This window comes from Pseudomonas sp. PDM31 (assembly GCF_019218965.1).
In the GTDB taxonomy this organism is placed as follows: Bacteria; Pseudomonadota; Gammaproteobacteria; order Pseudomonadales; family Pseudomonadaceae; genus Aquipseudomonas.
Window position 1 is genome coordinate 711,770 of record NZ_JAHUWS010000001.1, and the last position, 15,255, is coordinate 727,024.

The following is a 15,255-nucleotide window of genomic DNA, read 5'->3' on the forward strand; positions in this document are numbered from 1 at the left end:
CGTTCGACATCAACCTGTCCGAGCTATCGATGTTCTGGAACGGCGTCAACGATAACGATCCGGCAGAACGCTGGTTGCGCTGGAAAACTGCACAGCACATGTCGGCTCCACTGCCGGGGCACTAGGCAATCGAACCCATGCCGGGTCGGAATCGCGCAGGTACACCGGCATGTCGGTCACCGGGGGCATGGCCGGAATCTCGAAATACATCTGCACCACCCAGCCACGGTGATAGCTGGCGTGGTTGACCACATGCATCAACATGGCGCCGGCGCTCATGGAGCCGCTTTCGCCCGAGACAAAGGTGAATTCGATGGGTTTGTCCAGCGAGGCATCGGTTTGCCGGGCGCACCAGTCGCAGTACCAGTGATCGATTTCTTTTTGCGCCCTGTGCAATTCAGACAGCTCGGCATGCAGCAGATCATGCGAGGTCTTGAAGTCGTGCCCCCGGCCTTCGAGGTGGGCCCGCCAGATGCAGTCCACAACGAACACGTGATTGAGCGTGCCGACCATGTTCTTGAACACCGATATTCGCTCTTTATTGACCTCTCCGGGCGGTAACGCCATGAGGCTGTCAAACAGCCGCTGATTGGCCCAGCGTTTGTAATCGGCGAGCAGGCAGGCAGTGCGTGCGGTAATCATCAGAGTTCTCCGATGGCGATGCGCACTCCCTAGCATAGACCCGATAGGCTTTGGCAGCCCATACGCTGATCATCGGTAGAAAATATCGGCCTGCACCGGACAATGAATTTCTGCCACCACAAAATGTATGTCGCACCCGCAGGGAACTCCTGCCGATCGTCGCGCATCCTAAATAGTGTGGTACATCCCTTATGCTTCACGCTGTCGGAGGACACCGTCATGCGCCGTCTATTTATCCTTGCTTCGCTGGTATTTTGTTTGCCCTTCGGTTCGGCCATGGCCGACGTGGACGCCGAAGACGTTGCCACGTCCGCGGGTGTGTCCGCGTCGCTGTACTCGACCTTCAAAGACCACAAACTGATGATTCCCGCCCGGGATGACGCCTCCAGTTTCGTGGCCAGTGACGGCGCGATCCGGGGTGCCTACCTGGAGTCGGTATTACAGACGATTCGTCAGGACCATCCCGAACTCAACAACACCAGTGACGAAGACCTGGCCCGCGCCATCCTCGTTCAGTAAGGCGTTGCCGATCATTGAAGATCGACCCACGGCAAGGCCCGTGACAGCTGTGCAGGGGTCGCCACAGGCTGCGACCTTTTGCTGTTTATCTTGGGGCATTGAAAGCCAACACAGATAAAATTCAAGAGCAAAAGATCGCGGCCTGCGGCAGCTCCGACAGTGGAGGCCTCATGAAACTCTCGGCCAGAATGGCGTTGCTCGCCATTGTCGGCACTCTCGCCTACCTCGGGCTTGCGGTCTGGGGCCTGGGTGGATTCAGTGCGTTTTTCGCCCATGGATCGCTGATCGTCGTGGCCCTCGCCACACTGGTCATGGCCGTGGCTTCGCTGTTTACCGAGGCCAGCCTGAGTCCGGGTGAGCGTGAAGACCGGGCCAATCGCTGGGTGATCCCGGCCCTTGGCGTACTCGGTATATTGAGCGGCTTCCTGCCGGCCTACACCGACCGCATTGATTTCTGGACATTCGGTGGCGAAGGTGTGCGCTGGCTCGGGGCGTTGTTGTTCATCATTGGCGGCGCATTGCGCCTGTGGCCGGTGTTCGTGCTGGGCAGGCGCTTCAGCGGGCTGGTGGCGATCCAGCCTGGGCACAGGCTGGTAACCGAGGGGATCTACCGCAACCTGCGCAACCCCAGTTACTTGGGAATGCTGATCATAGGCCTGGGATGGGCACTGGCCTTTCGTTCGGGGGTTGGCTTGTTATTGACGGCGCTGATGCTGATCCCGCTGATTGCCCGTATTCACTCGGAAGAAGCCTTGCTGAAAGCGCAGTTTGGCGGTGAATACGAGATCTATTGCAGCCGCAGCTGGCGACTGATCCCCGGCCTTTACTAGCTTGAACACAGTGCCCCTGCGTGATTTGGAACGTTATCCCGGTGGGAGCGGGCTTGCTCGCGAAAGCGCAGTGTCAGCGGGCAGTGTTGTCGACTGGCACTGCGCTTTCGCGAGCAAGCCCGCTCCCACAGGGCGGATGGTGCTGGTCAGGTATTTTGTAGTTGAATTTGATCACCGGATTTCAGGCAAACGGCGACCGACTCATAGTCCACCAGCGTCGCATGTGGCGTCTGAATCGGATGATCATGGGTTGACGTGATGACGACCAGATCCGCGCGTGCGGCTTCAGCAGCGAGAATCCCCACCGTAGCATCCTCGAAGATCAGGCACTCACTGATCTCGACCCCCAGCTTGCGAGCCGCAAGCCGGTAACCGGCAGGATCGGGTTTACCCGCGCTAACGTCCTCGGCGGTCACCATCACCGCAGGTTCCGGGATCCCGGCCGCTGCCATACGGCGCAGCGCCAGCGCCCGCGGTGCAGAGGTGACGATGGCCCACTGTCGGGCCGGCAGCGACTTGAGAAAAGCCGCCGCGCCCGCCACTTCGGTCACCCCATCGACATCTTCGATCTCGGCTGCAGTGATCCACTGCGCCTGCGCCTGGGCATCCACCCCGGGCAACCCCAGGCGACTGATGGTGTCGATGGCACGAGCACCATGGATGGTTGGCAGGAAAGTCTCGACATCGACCCCGTGGCGCACCGCCCAAGTGGCCCAGACTCGCTCGGCGGCGGCAATGGAGGTGAGGACGGTACCGTCCATATCGAACAGAAACGCGCGATAGGCCGTGTTGAAAACCGATTCAAGGGCAGACAAAAGAGAACCTCACAGGTGCCGGGCAGAGTTGCCCGGCAATGTAACATCCCCCCCCGATGTCGCGGTACACACCCCCTGTAGGTTGTGTCAGTGGCGGAGCGGGTTCAGGGCACCTTGCACGCAATCGAGCAATTGCCCGATGGCCCAGGGTTTCTTGATGAATGACACCGCATGCCGCACCCCGGAGCTGGCTGGCGTTTCAAAGCCGGACATGATCATGATCGGTTTTTCCGGCCAGCGATCGCCAAATTGATTGGCCAGGTCCGCACCATTGAGCGTGCCGGGCATGGTGATGTCCGTCAGTAACATGCGCACTCGCGTGGCATGTTCTTCCAGGTACTGCGAGGCCGCGTCCGCACTGCTTTGTGGTTCAACCACAAAGCCTTCCTCTTGCAGAATTTCACAGAGAAACTCCAGGATCAGCGGATCATCTTCAACCACCAGAATCAACCCGCCAGGAAGATGTTCGCCCGTCGTCGAATCTCGACTCATGACCATGCCGCTCCCTGATTGCATAAATGAATTCGCGGGCTCTACTCCGCTACCTACAAGGTATGAGCAGCGGACTCGGAGGAAATTCATTTTTGATAGAGGCGCACGACGAATACTTTGAAAGTAGCCGTCATTGCAGCAGGGCCAGCCCGATTCCAGACTGACCCTGACACTTGCAGGGTGGATGGTTGCAAGCTCCCACAGAGGTTGGGGCGACCAGGACTTACTGCGACGTTTCTTTTTTCATGGTGTCCCTGGACATGCTGTCTTTCTTCATCGCGTCCTTGCTCATTGCATCTTTGGACATGCTGTCTTTGCTCATCGAGTCCTTGGACATGGAATCCTTTTTCATTGCGTCCCTGGACATCGCGTCCTTGGACATCGAATCCTTGCTCATGCTGTCATTGCTCATCGTGTCCGCTGCGAAAACGCAAGCGGCGCCAACGGCCAGGCACATGGACAGAACAACGGTGGCCAACTTTTTCATGATGAAACTCCTTGATGCATTGGGGAAAGGTAGAAACAACCAGGTGCCCGTCAACTGCCACCGAACCAGTTGTAGCCCTGGTCTTCCCAGTAGCCGCCGCTGTAGGTGTTGCTGACGAAAATCGCCTGAATGTGCTTGGGGTTTTTGTAGCCCAGCTTGGTGGGCATGCGCAGCTTCATCGGGAAGCCATATTCACGGGGCAACACCGCACCGTCCCAGGTCAGCGCCAGCAGGGTTTGCGCATGCAGTGCGGTGGCCATGTCGATGCTGGTGTAGTAGTCATCGGCGCATTTGAAGCCGACGTATTTGGCATCGGTGTCGGCGCCGACGCGCTTGAGAAAATCACTGAAACGCACCCCGCCCCAACGCCCGATCGCGCTCCAGCCTTCCACGCAGATGTGCCGGGTGATTTGCTCGGTCTGGGCCATGGCGCGCAGTTCTTCGAGGCGCCAGCTGCGCTTGTCGGCGACAAGGCCGGTGACTTCCAGCCGATAACCCTCCTCCTCCACCGTCGGCGCTTCGTCGATGCCGTAAAAGGCATTGAACGGAAACGGCCGGGTGATCATCGACTGCGGATAGGTCGGCGCCATGGCGTTGGGGTTGAACAGCCAGCCCTGCACCCGATCGTTGAATCGCGACATGGAGGACAACGCACTCTCGACGCTGTCGTTGTCGGTCAGGTTGCAGCCGGACAACATGGCCACGCCTCCGAGGGTCAGGCCACGCAGCAGGAACGAACGGCGTGAGCGGTCCTCGATCTGCGGGGCGAGGATTTTCCGGGCGTCGGTCAGGATGGATGACTCGTCCAGCGCCGACCCTTGAATGGGCTTTTTCATACGTGCTCCTTGCGACCGACAATCATGGCCAGCAACGTTTTTGGAACCAGCGCGACCATCAGCAGATGCAACGCGACGAAGGCCACCAACAGCGCCATGGCGAAGAAGTGCACACGGCGTGCGCCTTCGTAGCCCCACAGCAATTCACGCAGCAGCGGGAACTGCACCGACTTCCACAGCACCAGCCCCGACAGCACCAACAGGATGATGTCGACCATCACGAACAGATACGCCAGCCGTTGCACCTGGTTGTAATGACTCAGGTCGGCGTGCCCCAGCCTGCCCCGCACCGCTGCGCTCAGGTCATGCAGCACGCCTTTGGGCGACACCGGGAAAAAGCGCCGTTGCAATCGGCCGCTGAACAGATTGCAGGCCAGATAGATGAGACCGTTGATCGCCAGGAACCACATCGCTGCGAAGTGCCATTGCAGGGCCCCGCCGAGCCAGCCGCCGAGGGTAATCGAGGCGGGAAAGCTGAACTCGTAGATCGGCGAGGCGTTGTAGATGCGCCAACCGCTGGTGACCATTACCAGCACCGCCACGGCGTTGAGCCAATGGGTCAGGCGTAGCCAGCGTGGATGACTGGCCTTGGGTGTGGCAGTTGACTGCGACATGTCCGGCTCCGGGTTGATGTTCGTTGGAGCCGAGTATGGAAGCCGGGTGTTCGCCAAATCCTCACGTAAAGTTAAATTAAACGTGATAACTGCCTGCGTACCCCTGTAGGAGCGAGCACGCTCGCGATTAACCTGAGAGCGCCGTGGGGTGTCAGGCCTCCAGTGTCTTCGTTTACGACCATCGCGAGCCTGCTCGCTCCTACAGGGGTTTTGTGTGGCCCGCCGATGGGGCAACTATGGTTAAATGCCGCCCCCGCAAATTGCCGACCCAGACCCATGAACGCAGAGTCCCTCGCCACCCTTCACGACCACTTGTTGACGGCACTGGCAACGCCACCCGCCGAAACCCGCCGCCTGTTCCACGGTCGTGGCCGCTGCTGGCCGGGGCTGGAGCAATTGACCGTGGACTGGTTGCAGGGCGTGGTGTTGGTGGCGCTGTTCAAGGAGCCGGAAGCTGAGCAACTGGAAGACTTGAAGCAACTGCTGATAGAGATCAGCCAGTCGCCGCAGTGGGCCCTGTCCGGTGCCCATACGCTGTTGCTGCAACATCGCTACCTGCTGCAAAGCACCACCGAATGGCTGCTCGGCGACGTCATCGAGGAAATGAACATCGCCGAAGGTGGCCTCAAATACCGGGTGGACCTGGGCCGCAAACAGAACACCGGGCTGTTTCTCGACATGCGCTACGGCCGCGACTGGGTACGGGCAAATGCCCAAGGCAAGCGTGTGTTGAACCTGTTCGCCTACACCTGTGGCTTCTCGGTGGCGGCCATCGAGGGCGGTGCGAGCCACGTGGTCAACCTCGACATGTCGAGCCCGGCCCTGAACCGTGGTCGCGACAACCACAGGCTCAACGACCACGACCTGAGCAAGGTGACTTTTCTCGGCCATGACCTGTTCAAATCCTGGGGCAAGGTGATCGGCAAAGGCCCTTACGACCTGGTGATCATCGACCCGCCGTCGTTCCAGAAAGGCAGTTTCCTGCTGACCAAGGACTACCAGCGCGTCCTGCGGCGTTTGCCAGAGTTGCTCAGCCCACAGGGTACGGTGCTGGCCTGCATGAACGACCCGGCGTTCGGTGCCGACTTCCTCATCGACGGCGTTACCCGTGAGGCACCGGGCTTGCGCTTCGAGCAACGTCTGGACAATCCGCCGGAGTTTCCCGATGCCGATCTGGAGTGTGGATTGAAGGCGTTGGTGTTCAAACTGCAGGATTAATCGGGCGCCCGGCCGGGGGTGGATGCGACTAGCGGTACTTGAGCAAAACACTAGGTCTTTTTACGATAAACCTGCGCAATCGTTTGATGGCTCAAACCGTTGCGCAGTGGGTGAGTGCACTGAACCTTTATAAGCTCACCCCTTAGCTTCACGCGCATCTTGAGCCTCGAGGGCTCTACTTCCTCCCCATCAAAGAGCTTTGAGGCTCTTTTTTTACCTTGAATTCAACACTCCCCCTTGTGGGAGCGGGCTTGCTCGCGAAAGCGGTGTGTCAGTTAATTAATTTCTCACTGATACACCGCTTTCGCGAGCAAGCCCGCTCCCACAAGGGGGATGTGGTGTTGATGTAAATGGGGTCAGACCAGACGCAGTCGAGGCCCCGCAGCCGGCACGGCATCATCTCCCAAGCGCTCTCGCACGAACTCGACGGCCTTGCGCGTCAACTGATCCAGATGCCGGTCGCGCTGTTTCTCCGCATCGGCCATCGCCCGCTTGCCGTGCTTTTGCAGCAGGTAGGCATGAATCTGCCGCACCTCCAGCGAACTGTAGATCGGCGCTACATCGAGCAGCGCCATCAAGCCATCGGTGCTGTGATCGCGAGTATTCATCAATACCTGGGGCGCGCGCGCACCCACCACCTCAAAGCCCATCGCCTCGAAATAAGGCACCTTGGCCACGGCACAAGTCAGCTCCGCGTGGGGGTAGCGACCAACCATCTCGCGCAGCATCCGCCGCGCCACACCCTGGCGCCGATGCTCGGCATGCACCGCCATGTACGCCACGCCGCAGGCATCGGCATCGTCCTTGACCGGCAGGTACAGCAAAAAGCCGATGACCTGTTCCGGATCGTCTTCGTCGGTGGCGACGATCAACTCCACGGCAATGCCCTTCTCACCGTTCAAAGCTTGCAGATACAGGTGCACTTCATAGCCGATGGCGTACTGATACAGGTTGTACAGCAGGTTGCTCGGCGCGATGGCGACCATGCTGATGTCGGTCAGGTTGTCGACGACCATCTGCAGGATCTGGCTGTTGACGTGCTCGGGGCACGGCGACTTGAAATGGCTGATGCGGGGCATTGAAGGGCTGAACTCCGGGGGTGGCGAGGCTGCCTATCATAACCCGCCCTGATGGCGCTGTGGATTCATGAGCCACACGCATAACTGTATGCCCGAAAACGGCAAAAACTTTTCCCCACCTCCACAGGTCACTCCAGAGATGAGGGCTTTCACGCGCAGCCATGGGCTGCGTTCGCCGCTAAACACAGGAATCGAACCATGGACAACCGCAACCTGCTGCCGATTACCCGACGCAATTTGCTGATCGTGGGCGTAGTGACAGCGGCCAGCGTCGTCCTGCCGCCGTTTATCTGCGCGCAGGCCAGCGCCGTCAACGCCTCGCAGCCGGTCAAGGCTAAAGTGTCGATCCAGGTGAACGGCGAGCAGCGCGAACTGGACCTCGACACCCGCACCACCCTGCTCGATGCCCTGCGCGAAAACCTGCAACTGACGGGCACCAAGAAAGGTTGCGACCACGGTCAATGCGGTGCATGCACGGTGATCGCCAATGGCCGGCGGATCAATTCCTGCCTGACCCTGGCGGTCATGCACCAGGGTTCGCAGATCACCACCATCGAAGGCCTGGGCACCCCGGACAACCTGCACCCGATGCAGGCAGCGTTCATCAAGCACGACGGCTACCAGTGCGGTTACTGCACCCCGGGGCAGATCTGTTCGGCCGTCGCGGTGCTCAAGGAGATTCGCGATGGCATTCCCAGCCACGCCAGCCCCAGCCTGACTGAAGCACCTCAGCTGATTGCCGGGGAAATCCAGGAGCGCATGAGCGGCAACATCTGCCGTTGCGGCGCTTACTCCAACATCATCGAGGCGATCAGCGAAGTCGCGGAGGCCAGCGCATGAGACCTTTCACCTACCTGCGCGCGCAATCCCCCGCCGAAGCGGCGGCCCTGGCTGCACAAACCAGCGGGTCGAGGTTCATTGCCGGTGGCAGCAACTTGCTGGACTTGATGAAACTGGAAATCGAGACGCCGGCGTACTTGATCGACGTCAACGACGTCGGGCTGGACCGGATCGAAGACGCGGCCGATGGTGGTTTACGTATCGGCGCCCTGGTACGCAACACCGACCTCGCCGCCCACCCGCGCATCCGCAAAGACTGGGGTCTGCTCGCCCGAGCCCTGCTAGCCGGCGCTTCCGGACAGTTGCGCAATGTCGCCACCACCGCCGGCAACCTGCTGCAACGCACGCGCTGCCCGTATTTCTACGACACCAACCAGGCCTGCAACAAGCGCCAGCCGGGCAGTGGTTGCGCAGCCATTGCCGGCTTCAATCGGCAGTTGGGGATCATCGGCGTCAGCGACGCCTGCATCGCCACCCACCCCAGCGACATGGCGGTGGCGATGCGCGCCCTCGATGCGCAGGTGGAAACGGTCAAGCCCGACGGTTCGACCCGGGTGATCGCCCTCGCCGACCTGCATCGATTGCCCGGCACCACCCCCAATATTGAAACCACCCTGGCCCCCAACGAGTTGATCACCGCGGTCACCTTGCCGGCGCCGGTGGGCGGCACGCACATTTACCAGAAGGTGCGCGACCGCTCCTCCTACGCATTCGCCCTGATCTCGGTCGCCGCGATCCTTCAAAAGGACGGCAGCGGTCGTGTCGCCCTCGGCGGCGTCGCACCCAAACCCTGGCGCCTGGAAAGCGCCAAAGCCGCCATGTCCAAGGGCGCCAAGGCCGTGACCGAACAGTTGCTCGCCGGGGCCACCCCCACCGATGACAACGCCTTCAAAATCACCCTGGTCGAGCGCACGCTCGCGGCGGTCATGGCCCAGGCGAGGGAACAGGCATGAAATTCGACACTCCGGCCGGCACCAACCCCATCGACCAGATGAAAGTCGTCGGCAAAGCCACCACGCGCATCGAAGGGCCACTCAAGACCACCGGCCAGGCGCCCTATGCCTACGAGCATCACCACGCCGTGGCCAATCAGGCCTATGGCGTGGTGATCGGCTCGGCCATCGCCAAGGGCCGTATCAGCGCGATGGACCTGAGCGCTGCCGAGGCCGCTCCGGGGGTGCTTGCCATTGTTACCGCCGCCAACGCCGGCAAGCTCGGCAAAGGCAAATACAACACCGCGAAACTGCTCGCCGGCCCCGACGTCCAGCATTACCACCAGGCCGTCGCGCTGGTGGTGGCGCAAACGTTGGAGCAGGCGCAGGCCGCCGCGCAGCTGGTCGAGGTTCGCTACGAACGCGCCGAGGGTGTGTTCGACCTCGCCGCCAGCCACGAGTCCGGCGTGGAGTCCAAAGAGCAGATGGCCGACACCCTGCACGGCGATTTCGAAGCGGCCTTCGCCGCCGCACCGGTGCAGCTGGACTCGACCTACACCACGCCCGATCAGGCCCACGCGATGATGGAACCCATGGCCTCAATGGCCGCCTGGGAGGGCGACAAACTGACCCTGTGGACCTCCAATCAGATGATCGATTGGTCAGTCACCGATCTGGCGACCACCCTCGGTGTGCCGAAGGAAAATGTGCGACTGATCTCCCCGTACATTGGCGGCGGATTTGGCGGCAAGCTGTTCATCCGCAGCGATGCCCTGCTCGCCGCCCTCGGTGCGCGCATGGCCCGCAGGCCGGTGAAAGTCGCGCTGGCGCGGCCGCTGATCTTCAACAACTGCACGCACCGCCCGGCCACTATCCAGCGTATCCGCATCGGCGCCACCGCGGACGGCAAGATCACGGCCATCGCCCATGAAGGCTGGTCCGGCGACCTGCCCGGCGGCAAGCTCGAACTGGCCGCGCAGCCAAGCAAACTGCTGTACGCCGGGGAAAACCGTCGGGTGACCATGCGCCTGTCGACCCTCGACCTGCCGGAGGGCAACGCCATGCGCGCACCGGGCGAGACCCCGGGAATGATGGCGCTGGAAATCGCCATGGACGAGATGGCGGAAAAACTGCAGCTCGACCCGGTCGAGTTTCGCCTGCGCAACGACACCCAGGTCGATCCGGTCAATCCGCAGCGATCCTTTTCCCAGCGGCGCTTGATCGAGTGCCTGCGCACCGGCGTCGAGCATTTCGGCTGGGATCGTCGTAACGAGCAGCCAGGGACCCGGCGAGAAGGCCGCTGGTTGATCGGCATGGGCATGGCGGTGGCCTTTCGCAACAATCTGACGGTGAAATCGGGCGCCCGGGTACGGCTCAACGAGCAAGGCATCGTCACCGTGGAAACCGACATGACCGATATCGGCACCGGCAGCTACACCATCATCGCCCAGACCGCCGCAGAAATGATGGGCGTCACGCTGGACAATGTGGTGGTGCGCCTGGGGGATTCCAGCTATCCCGTATCGGCTGGCTCGGGCGGCCAGTTCGGCGGTAATTGCTCGACGGCAGGCGTCTATGCCGCCTGCGTCAAATTGCGCGAGGCGGTTGCGCAACGACTCGGCGTGCCCCTGGGGGATGCCGTTTTCGCCGACGGCGAAGTGCATTCAGGCGATAAACGCATACCCCTGCGCAATGCCGCCCAGGCCGGTGAACTGGTCGCCGAGGATTCCATCGAGTTCGCCGAACTGAGCAAGAAGTACCAGCAGTCGACCTTCGGCGCACACTTTGTCGAAGTCGCGGTAGACAGCGCGACCGGTGAAACCCGCGTGCGCCGGATGCTCGCCGTGTGTTCAGCCGGTCGCATCATCAACCCGACCTCGGCGCGCAGCCAGGTGATCGGCGCAATGACCATGGGCGTTGGTGCCGCGCTGATGGAGGAGTTGGCGGTGGACAAGCGCCTGGGCTATTTCGTCAATCACGACCTGGCCGGCTATGAGGTGCCGGTGCATGCGGACATCCCGCACCAGGAAGTGATTTTCCTCGATGAAGCCGACCCCGTCTCATCGCCGATGAAAGCCAAGGGTGTCGGCGAACTGGGCATCTGCGGGGTCAGCGCGGCGATCGCCAATGCCATCTACAACGCCACGGGCATTCGCGTGCGCGACTACCCCATCACCCTCGACAAGATGCTCGACAAGTTGCCGCAGATGATTTGATTTCGTGTGCACTGCAGATTCACTGTAGGAGCGAGCCTGCTCGCGATGAGGCCGGGAAATCCAGCATCAAGGGCGACTGACACACCGCCATCGCCGGCAGGCCAGCTCCCACAAGGGATTTGTGGCCGTTCACAGATTTCGTGTGCACTGCAGATTCACTGTAGGAGCGAGCATGCTCGCGATGAGGCCGGCACATCCAGCATCAAGGGCGACCGACACACCGCCATCGCCGGCAGGCCAGCTCCCACAAGGGATGGTTGCAGGTCATTAATTTAGTGTTCACTGAAGATCAAACTGTGGGAGCTAGCCTGCTGGCGATTAGGCCGGCACATCCAGCATCAAGGGCGACTGACACGCCGCCATCGCCGGCAGGCCAGCTCCCACAGGGGATGGTTGCAGGCCATTAATTTAGTGTTCACTGAAGATCAAACTGTGGGAGCTAGCCTGCTGGCGATTAGGCCGGCACATCCAGCATCAAGGGCGACTGACACACCGCCATCGCCGGCAGGCCAGCTCCCACAGGGGATGGTTGCAGGCCGTTAATTTAGTGTTCACTGAAAATCAAACTGTGGGAGCTAGCCTGCTGGCGATTAGGCCGGCACATCCAGCATCAAGGGCGACTGACACACCGCCATCGCCGACAGGCCAGCTCCCACAGGGGATGGTTGCAGACCGTTAATTTAGTGTTCACTGAAGATCAAACTGTGGGAGCTAGCCTGCTGGCGATTAGGCCGGCAAATCCAGCATCAAGGGCGACTGACACACCGCCATCGACGACAGGCCAGCTCCCACAGGGGATGGTTGCAGACCGTTAATTTAGTGTTCACTGAAGATCAAACTGTGGGAGCTAGCCTGCTGGCGATTAGGCCGGCACATCCAGCATCAATGGCGACTGACACACCGCCATCGCCGGCAGGCCAGCTCCCACAGGGGATGGTTGCAAGCCGTTAATTTAGTGTTCACTGAAGATCAAACTGTGGGAGCTAGCCTGCTGGCGATTAGGCCGGCGAATCCAGCATCAAGGGCGACTGACACACCGCCATCGCCGACAGGCCAGCTCCCACAAGGGATCTGTGGCCGTACAAAGATTTCGTGCGCACTGCAGATTCACTGTAGGAGCGAGCCTGCTCGCGATGGCGTGCGCCGCGACGACGCCGAACTTTACCAGTCGTAAGTCATCTCGACCGACGCCACCCGCTCCTGTCCGTAGTAGCAGCCAAACGAATAGTTGCAGTCCGACACATACTCGCGGTCGAAGATGTTCTGCACGTTCAGACGACTCTGCAGGCCGCGCAGGCTCGGGTCGAGCTTGCCCATGTCGTAGCTGACGGTGGCGTCGTAGACAACGTAGGACGGCACGTCGAACGAGTTGGCCGCATCACCCGGCTTGCGCCCGGTGTAGCGGGCTCCGGCACCGAAGGTCAGGCCGTTGAGGCTGGCCTGGGTAAAGTGATAGTCCACCCATAGTGCCGCCGCTACCGGCGACTGGGCTTCGTTGCGATTGTCCTGATTGCCCCAGGTATCCTTGGTGTAGAACGAATCCATGTAGCTGGCAGCAGCCAGTACGTCGACGTTGTCGATGCTCGATTTGACTTCCAGTTCGACGCCGCGCGAGCGCATTTCGCCGGCCTGGGACATGAACTCCGGATAGTCGTCGTCGCCGGTCAGCACGTTTTTCTGTTTGATCTGATAGACCGAAGCGGTAATCAGGGTCTTCTCGAACGGCTGGTACTTCACCCCCACTTCGTATTGCTCACCCTCGGTCGGCTCGAACGCCTTGCCACCACGCTGGGGAGCCGCAGTGCCCATGGTCGGCAGGAAGGACTCGGAATAGCTGACATAGGGCGCCAGGCCGAAATCGGTGACGTAGGTCAGGCCCACCCGTGCAGTGAACTTATTGTCGCGCTTGTCTTCGCGGGTAGAGGCCAGCAGATCCTTGTTGTCGACTTCCGCCCAGTCCTGGCGACCACCGATGGTCAGGATCCACCGGTCCAGCTTGATCTGGTCCTGCAGGTACACGCCGGTCTGGCGCAGGGTGTTGTCCCATTGCGTGGTGAGCGTCGGCGTCACGCTGCTGGTGTCGTAGTTGTTCTTGCCATACAGATCGACCGGCAACACGTTGTTGGCGTTGTAACCGTCGTACTTGCGGGAGAAATGGCGGTAGTCCACGCCCGCCAGGGTGGTGTGCTCCAAGGCGCCGGTGTTGAATTTGTATTCCAGGTTGTTATCGATGGTGTAGGCGATGTTGTGCTGGCGCCAGTCGACCTTGGCACGGTTGGCGCGGGTGAAATCGGTCACCCCCGCCTCGGTGACGAAGCTGCGCAGGTAGAAGCCTTTGTAGCGGTCGCGCACGTCGGTGTAGCGCGCGGTTGAGCGGTACCTGAGGTCTTCGCTGAAGTCGTGGCTGAAGTCGTAGCCAAAGACGTACTGATCGCGTTTGTAGTCGTTGAAGTTGGTGTCGCCGGAGAAAAAGTGGCGGTTGATTCGCTCGCCATTCGGGCCGCGATCCAAGGAGCCGATCCGCGGCAGCGATTGATAATCCGGCACGCCCTCATCGCGCTGGGCCTGGGCCAGCAAGGTCAGAGACGTGGCGTCGTTGATCGCCCAGGTCAGGCTTGGCGCCAGCAGCATGCGCTGGCTGTTGTTGTGGTCGACCTGTTCGTTGCCTTTGTCCGCGACACCCACCAGGCGATAGCTGAACTGCTTCTGCTCGTCGAGCGGGCCGCTGGTGTCGAAGGCACCGTTGACCCGGTGGTAACTGCCCGCGCCCAGTTTGACCTGGTTTTGCTGCTCGGTCGTAGGCCGCTTGGACACCATGTTGATCAGGCCGCCGGGCTGGTTTTGCCCATACAGAACCGACGACGGGCCCTTGAGCACTTCAATGCGTTCCAGGGTGTATGGATCGATTTGCGGCGCGCCACCCAGGCTGCCGGCATAGGGGATATACGCGCCGTCCAGATACAGCGGCGTCGGGGCGAAACCACGGCTGGTGATTTCATCGGCGATCGAATTGCGATCGGTGAATCCGCCGGTGTTCACCCCCGGTGTATAGCGCAGGGCCTGGGTCAGGTTGCGGGCGCCCTGGGCTTCCACCTGATCGGCAGTGACCACGTTGATGGTCTGCGGGATCTCCAGGATCGGCGTGTCAGTCTTGGTAGCGGTGGCGCTGCGGGTGGCGACGTAGCCGTCGACCGGGCCATAGGCCGACTCAGTGACCACGCCGGAAATGCTGGTAGCGCCCAGTTGCAGCGCTTCACCGCTGGCCACCATTGGCAGCAGCGAATAGCTGCCATTGTCGTGACGCACCGCTTCCAGCCTGGTCCCGACCAGCAACTGCCACAACCCGGCATCAACCGGGTAGCGGCCCTGCAAGCCAGCAGTCCTCTGGCCAGTGGCATGGGCCGGGTCGAATGAAACGGTGACACCGGCTGTGGCGGCAAATTGGGTCAGCGCCGAATCCAGCGGACCGGCCGCAATGTTGAACTGTGCCTGGACATCGGTTTGCGCCCAGGCCGGTTGCGCCAGCACCGCCATCCCCAGTGGAACGGCCAGCGCCATCCCCAACACTGCAGCCTGCACTGCGCGGTTCAAAGACTTGATGGCTGGCTGGGTAGAACAAATGTGCAGGTGGGGATTGCGAGGGGTCATGCAGTTTCCTTTCGCCCGTTGGCAGTCAATGGCGGCGTCTGTTGCGCCTCTACCTACAAAGTCGAACGAGAATCAAAATCAACAACC

General features: G+C 61.0%; 14 protein-coding genes. 6 read left to right on the top strand and 8 right to left on the bottom strand.

The features are described from left to right. Nucleotides 1-45: 45 nt before the first annotated feature. Complete coding sequence (locus KW839_RS02925; RefSeq protein WP_218423349.1) at nt 46-642, bottom strand: DinB family protein; 597 nt, start codon at nt 640-642, stop codon at nt 46-48. Between the two features lie 219 nt (nt 643-861). Between KW839_RS02925 and KW839_RS02930 the strand changes: the two genes are divergently transcribed. After that, nucleotides 862-1,161: a DUF2388 domain-containing protein gene (locus KW839_RS02930; RefSeq protein WP_060543760.1), complete on the top strand. Its 300-nt coding sequence runs from the start codon at nt 862-864 to the stop codon at nt 1,159-1,161. 170 nt (nt 1,162-1,331) lie between these two features. Continuing rightward, entirely contained in the window at nt 1,332-1,991 is a 660-nt protein-coding gene (locus KW839_RS02935) for an isoprenylcysteine carboxylmethyltransferase family protein (RefSeq protein WP_218423350.1), read from the top strand. A gap of 146 nt (nt 1,992-2,137) precedes the next feature. Here the strand turns inward: KW839_RS02935 and KW839_RS02940 are convergent, their stop codons facing one another. The 5 genes from KW839_RS02940 to KW839_RS02960 all read right to left on the bottom strand — a co-directional run bounded on the left by KW839_RS02940 (nt 2,138) and on the right by KW839_RS02960 (nt 5,235). Next, complete coding sequence (locus KW839_RS02940; RefSeq protein WP_060543761.1) at nt 2,138-2,806, bottom strand: HAD-IA family hydrolase; 669 nt, start codon at nt 2,804-2,806, stop codon at nt 2,138-2,140. An 87-nt stretch (nt 2,807-2,893) separates the two neighbouring features. Further along, nucleotides 2,894-3,298: a response regulator gene (locus KW839_RS02945; RefSeq protein ID WP_060543872.1), complete on the bottom strand. Its 405-nt coding sequence runs from the start codon at nt 3,296-3,298 to the stop codon at nt 2,894-2,896. 223 nt (nt 3,299-3,521) lie between these two features. Continuing rightward, the gene (locus KW839_RS02950) at nt 3,522-3,785 is read right to left on the bottom strand and encodes a pentapeptide MXKDX repeat protein (protein WP_218423351.1); all 264 of its coding nucleotides are present in this window, start codon (nt 3,783-3,785) and stop codon (nt 3,522-3,524) included. 50 nt (nt 3,786-3,835) lie between these two features. Next, complete coding sequence (locus tag KW839_RS02955; RefSeq protein ID WP_218423352.1) at nt 3,836-4,621, bottom strand: molybdopterin-dependent oxidoreductase; 786 nt, start codon at nt 4,619-4,621, stop codon at nt 3,836-3,838. Further along, on the bottom strand, nt 4,618-5,235 hold the full coding sequence (locus KW839_RS02960) for a cytochrome b/b6 domain-containing protein (protein WP_218423353.1): 618 nt from the start codon (nt 5,233-5,235) through the stop codon (nt 4,618-4,620). Before KW839_RS02960 ends, KW839_RS02955 begins: the two co-directional genes overlap by 4 nt. Nucleotides 5,236-5,511: 276 nt before the next feature. Between KW839_RS02960 and KW839_RS02965 the strand changes: the two genes are divergently transcribed. Beyond that, on the top strand, nt 5,512-6,453 hold the full coding sequence (locus KW839_RS02965) for a class I SAM-dependent methyltransferase (protein WP_218423354.1): 942 nt from the start codon (nt 5,512-5,514) through the stop codon (nt 6,451-6,453). Nucleotides 6,454-6,809: 356 nt separating this feature from the next. On the opposite strand, the gene KW839_RS02970 is transcribed toward KW839_RS02965, so the two are convergent. After that, on the bottom strand, nt 6,810-7,532 hold the full coding sequence (locus tag KW839_RS02970) for a GNAT family N-acetyltransferase (RefSeq protein ID WP_218423355.1): 723 nt from the start codon (nt 7,530-7,532) through the stop codon (nt 6,810-6,812). A gap of 198 nt (nt 7,533-7,730) precedes the next feature. On the opposite strand from KW839_RS02970, the gene paoA reads away from it, so the two are divergent. Genes paoA through paoC form a run of 3 tightly spaced genes read left to right on the top strand, consistent with a single transcriptional unit; the run spans nt 7,731 to nt 11,520 of the window. Beyond that, nucleotides 7,731-8,372, top strand: a complete 642-nt coding sequence (gene paoA / locus KW839_RS02975; protein ID WP_060543767.1) for an aldehyde dehydrogenase iron-sulfur subunit PaoA — start codon at nt 7,731-7,733, stop codon at nt 8,370-8,372. Further along, on the top strand, nt 8,369-9,325 hold the full coding sequence (locus KW839_RS02980) for a xanthine dehydrogenase family protein subunit M (protein WP_218423356.1): 957 nt from the start codon (nt 8,369-8,371) through the stop codon (nt 9,323-9,325). Before paoA ends, KW839_RS02980 begins: the two co-directional genes overlap by 4 nt. After that, entirely contained in the window at nt 9,322-11,520 is a 2,199-nt protein-coding gene (paoC, locus tag KW839_RS02985; RefSeq protein WP_218423357.1) for an aldehyde oxidoreductase molybdenum-binding subunit PaoC, read from the top strand. The genes KW839_RS02980 and paoC overlap by 4 nt, the downstream gene beginning before the upstream one ends. Before the next feature lie 1,161 nt (nt 11,521-12,681). Here the strand turns inward: paoC and KW839_RS02990 are convergent. Then, nucleotides 12,682-15,168, bottom strand: a complete 2,487-nt coding sequence (locus KW839_RS02990) for a TonB-dependent siderophore receptor (protein WP_218423358.1) — start codon at nt 15,166-15,168, stop codon at nt 12,682-12,684. Nucleotides 15,169-15,255: the final 87 nt, after the last annotated feature.

Bases quoted from the DNA above. Each gene is read 5' to 3' on its own strand.
- KW839_RS02925 (WP_218423349.1), bottom strand. From the start codon at position 642: ATGATTACCGCACGCACTGCCTGCCTGCTCGCCGATTACAAACGCTGG.
- KW839_RS02930 (WP_060543760.1), top strand. From the start codon at position 862: ATGCGCCGTCTATTTATCCTTGCTTCGCTGGTATTTTGTTTGCCCTTC.
- KW839_RS02935 (WP_218423350.1), top strand. From the start codon at position 1,332: ATGAAACTCTCGGCCAGAATGGCGTTGCTCGCCATTGTCGGCACTCTC.
- KW839_RS02945 (WP_060543872.1), bottom strand. From the start codon at position 3,298: ATGAGTCGAGATTCGACGACGGGCGAACATCTTCCTGGCGGGTTGATT.
- KW839_RS02950 (WP_218423351.1), bottom strand. From the start codon at position 3,785: ATGAAAAAGTTGGCCACCGTTGTTCTGTCCATGTGCCTGGCCGTTGGC.
- KW839_RS02955 (WP_218423352.1), bottom strand. From the start codon at position 4,621: ATGAAAAAGCCCATTCAAGGGTCGGCGCTGGACGAGTCATCCATCCTG.
- KW839_RS02960 (WP_218423353.1), bottom strand. From the start codon at position 5,235: ATGTCGCAGTCAACTGCCACACCCAAGGCCAGTCATCCACGCTGGCTA.
- KW839_RS02965 (WP_218423354.1), top strand. From the start codon at position 5,512: ATGAACGCAGAGTCCCTCGCCACCCTTCACGACCACTTGTTGACGGCA.
- KW839_RS02970 (WP_218423355.1), bottom strand. From the start codon at position 7,532: ATGCCCCGCATCAGCCATTTCAAGTCGCCGTGCCCCGAGCACGTCAAC.
- paoA (WP_060543767.1), top strand. From the start codon at position 7,731: ATGGACAACCGCAACCTGCTGCCGATTACCCGACGCAATTTGCTGATC.
- KW839_RS02980 (WP_218423356.1), top strand. From the start codon at position 8,369: ATGAGACCTTTCACCTACCTGCGCGCGCAATCCCCCGCCGAAGCGGCG.
- paoC (WP_218423357.1), top strand. From the start codon at position 9,322: ATGAAATTCGACACTCCGGCCGGCACCAACCCCATCGACCAGATGAAA.
- KW839_RS02990 (WP_218423358.1), bottom strand. From the start codon at position 15,168: ATGACCCCTCGCAATCCCCACCTGCACATTTGTTCTACCCAGCCAGCC.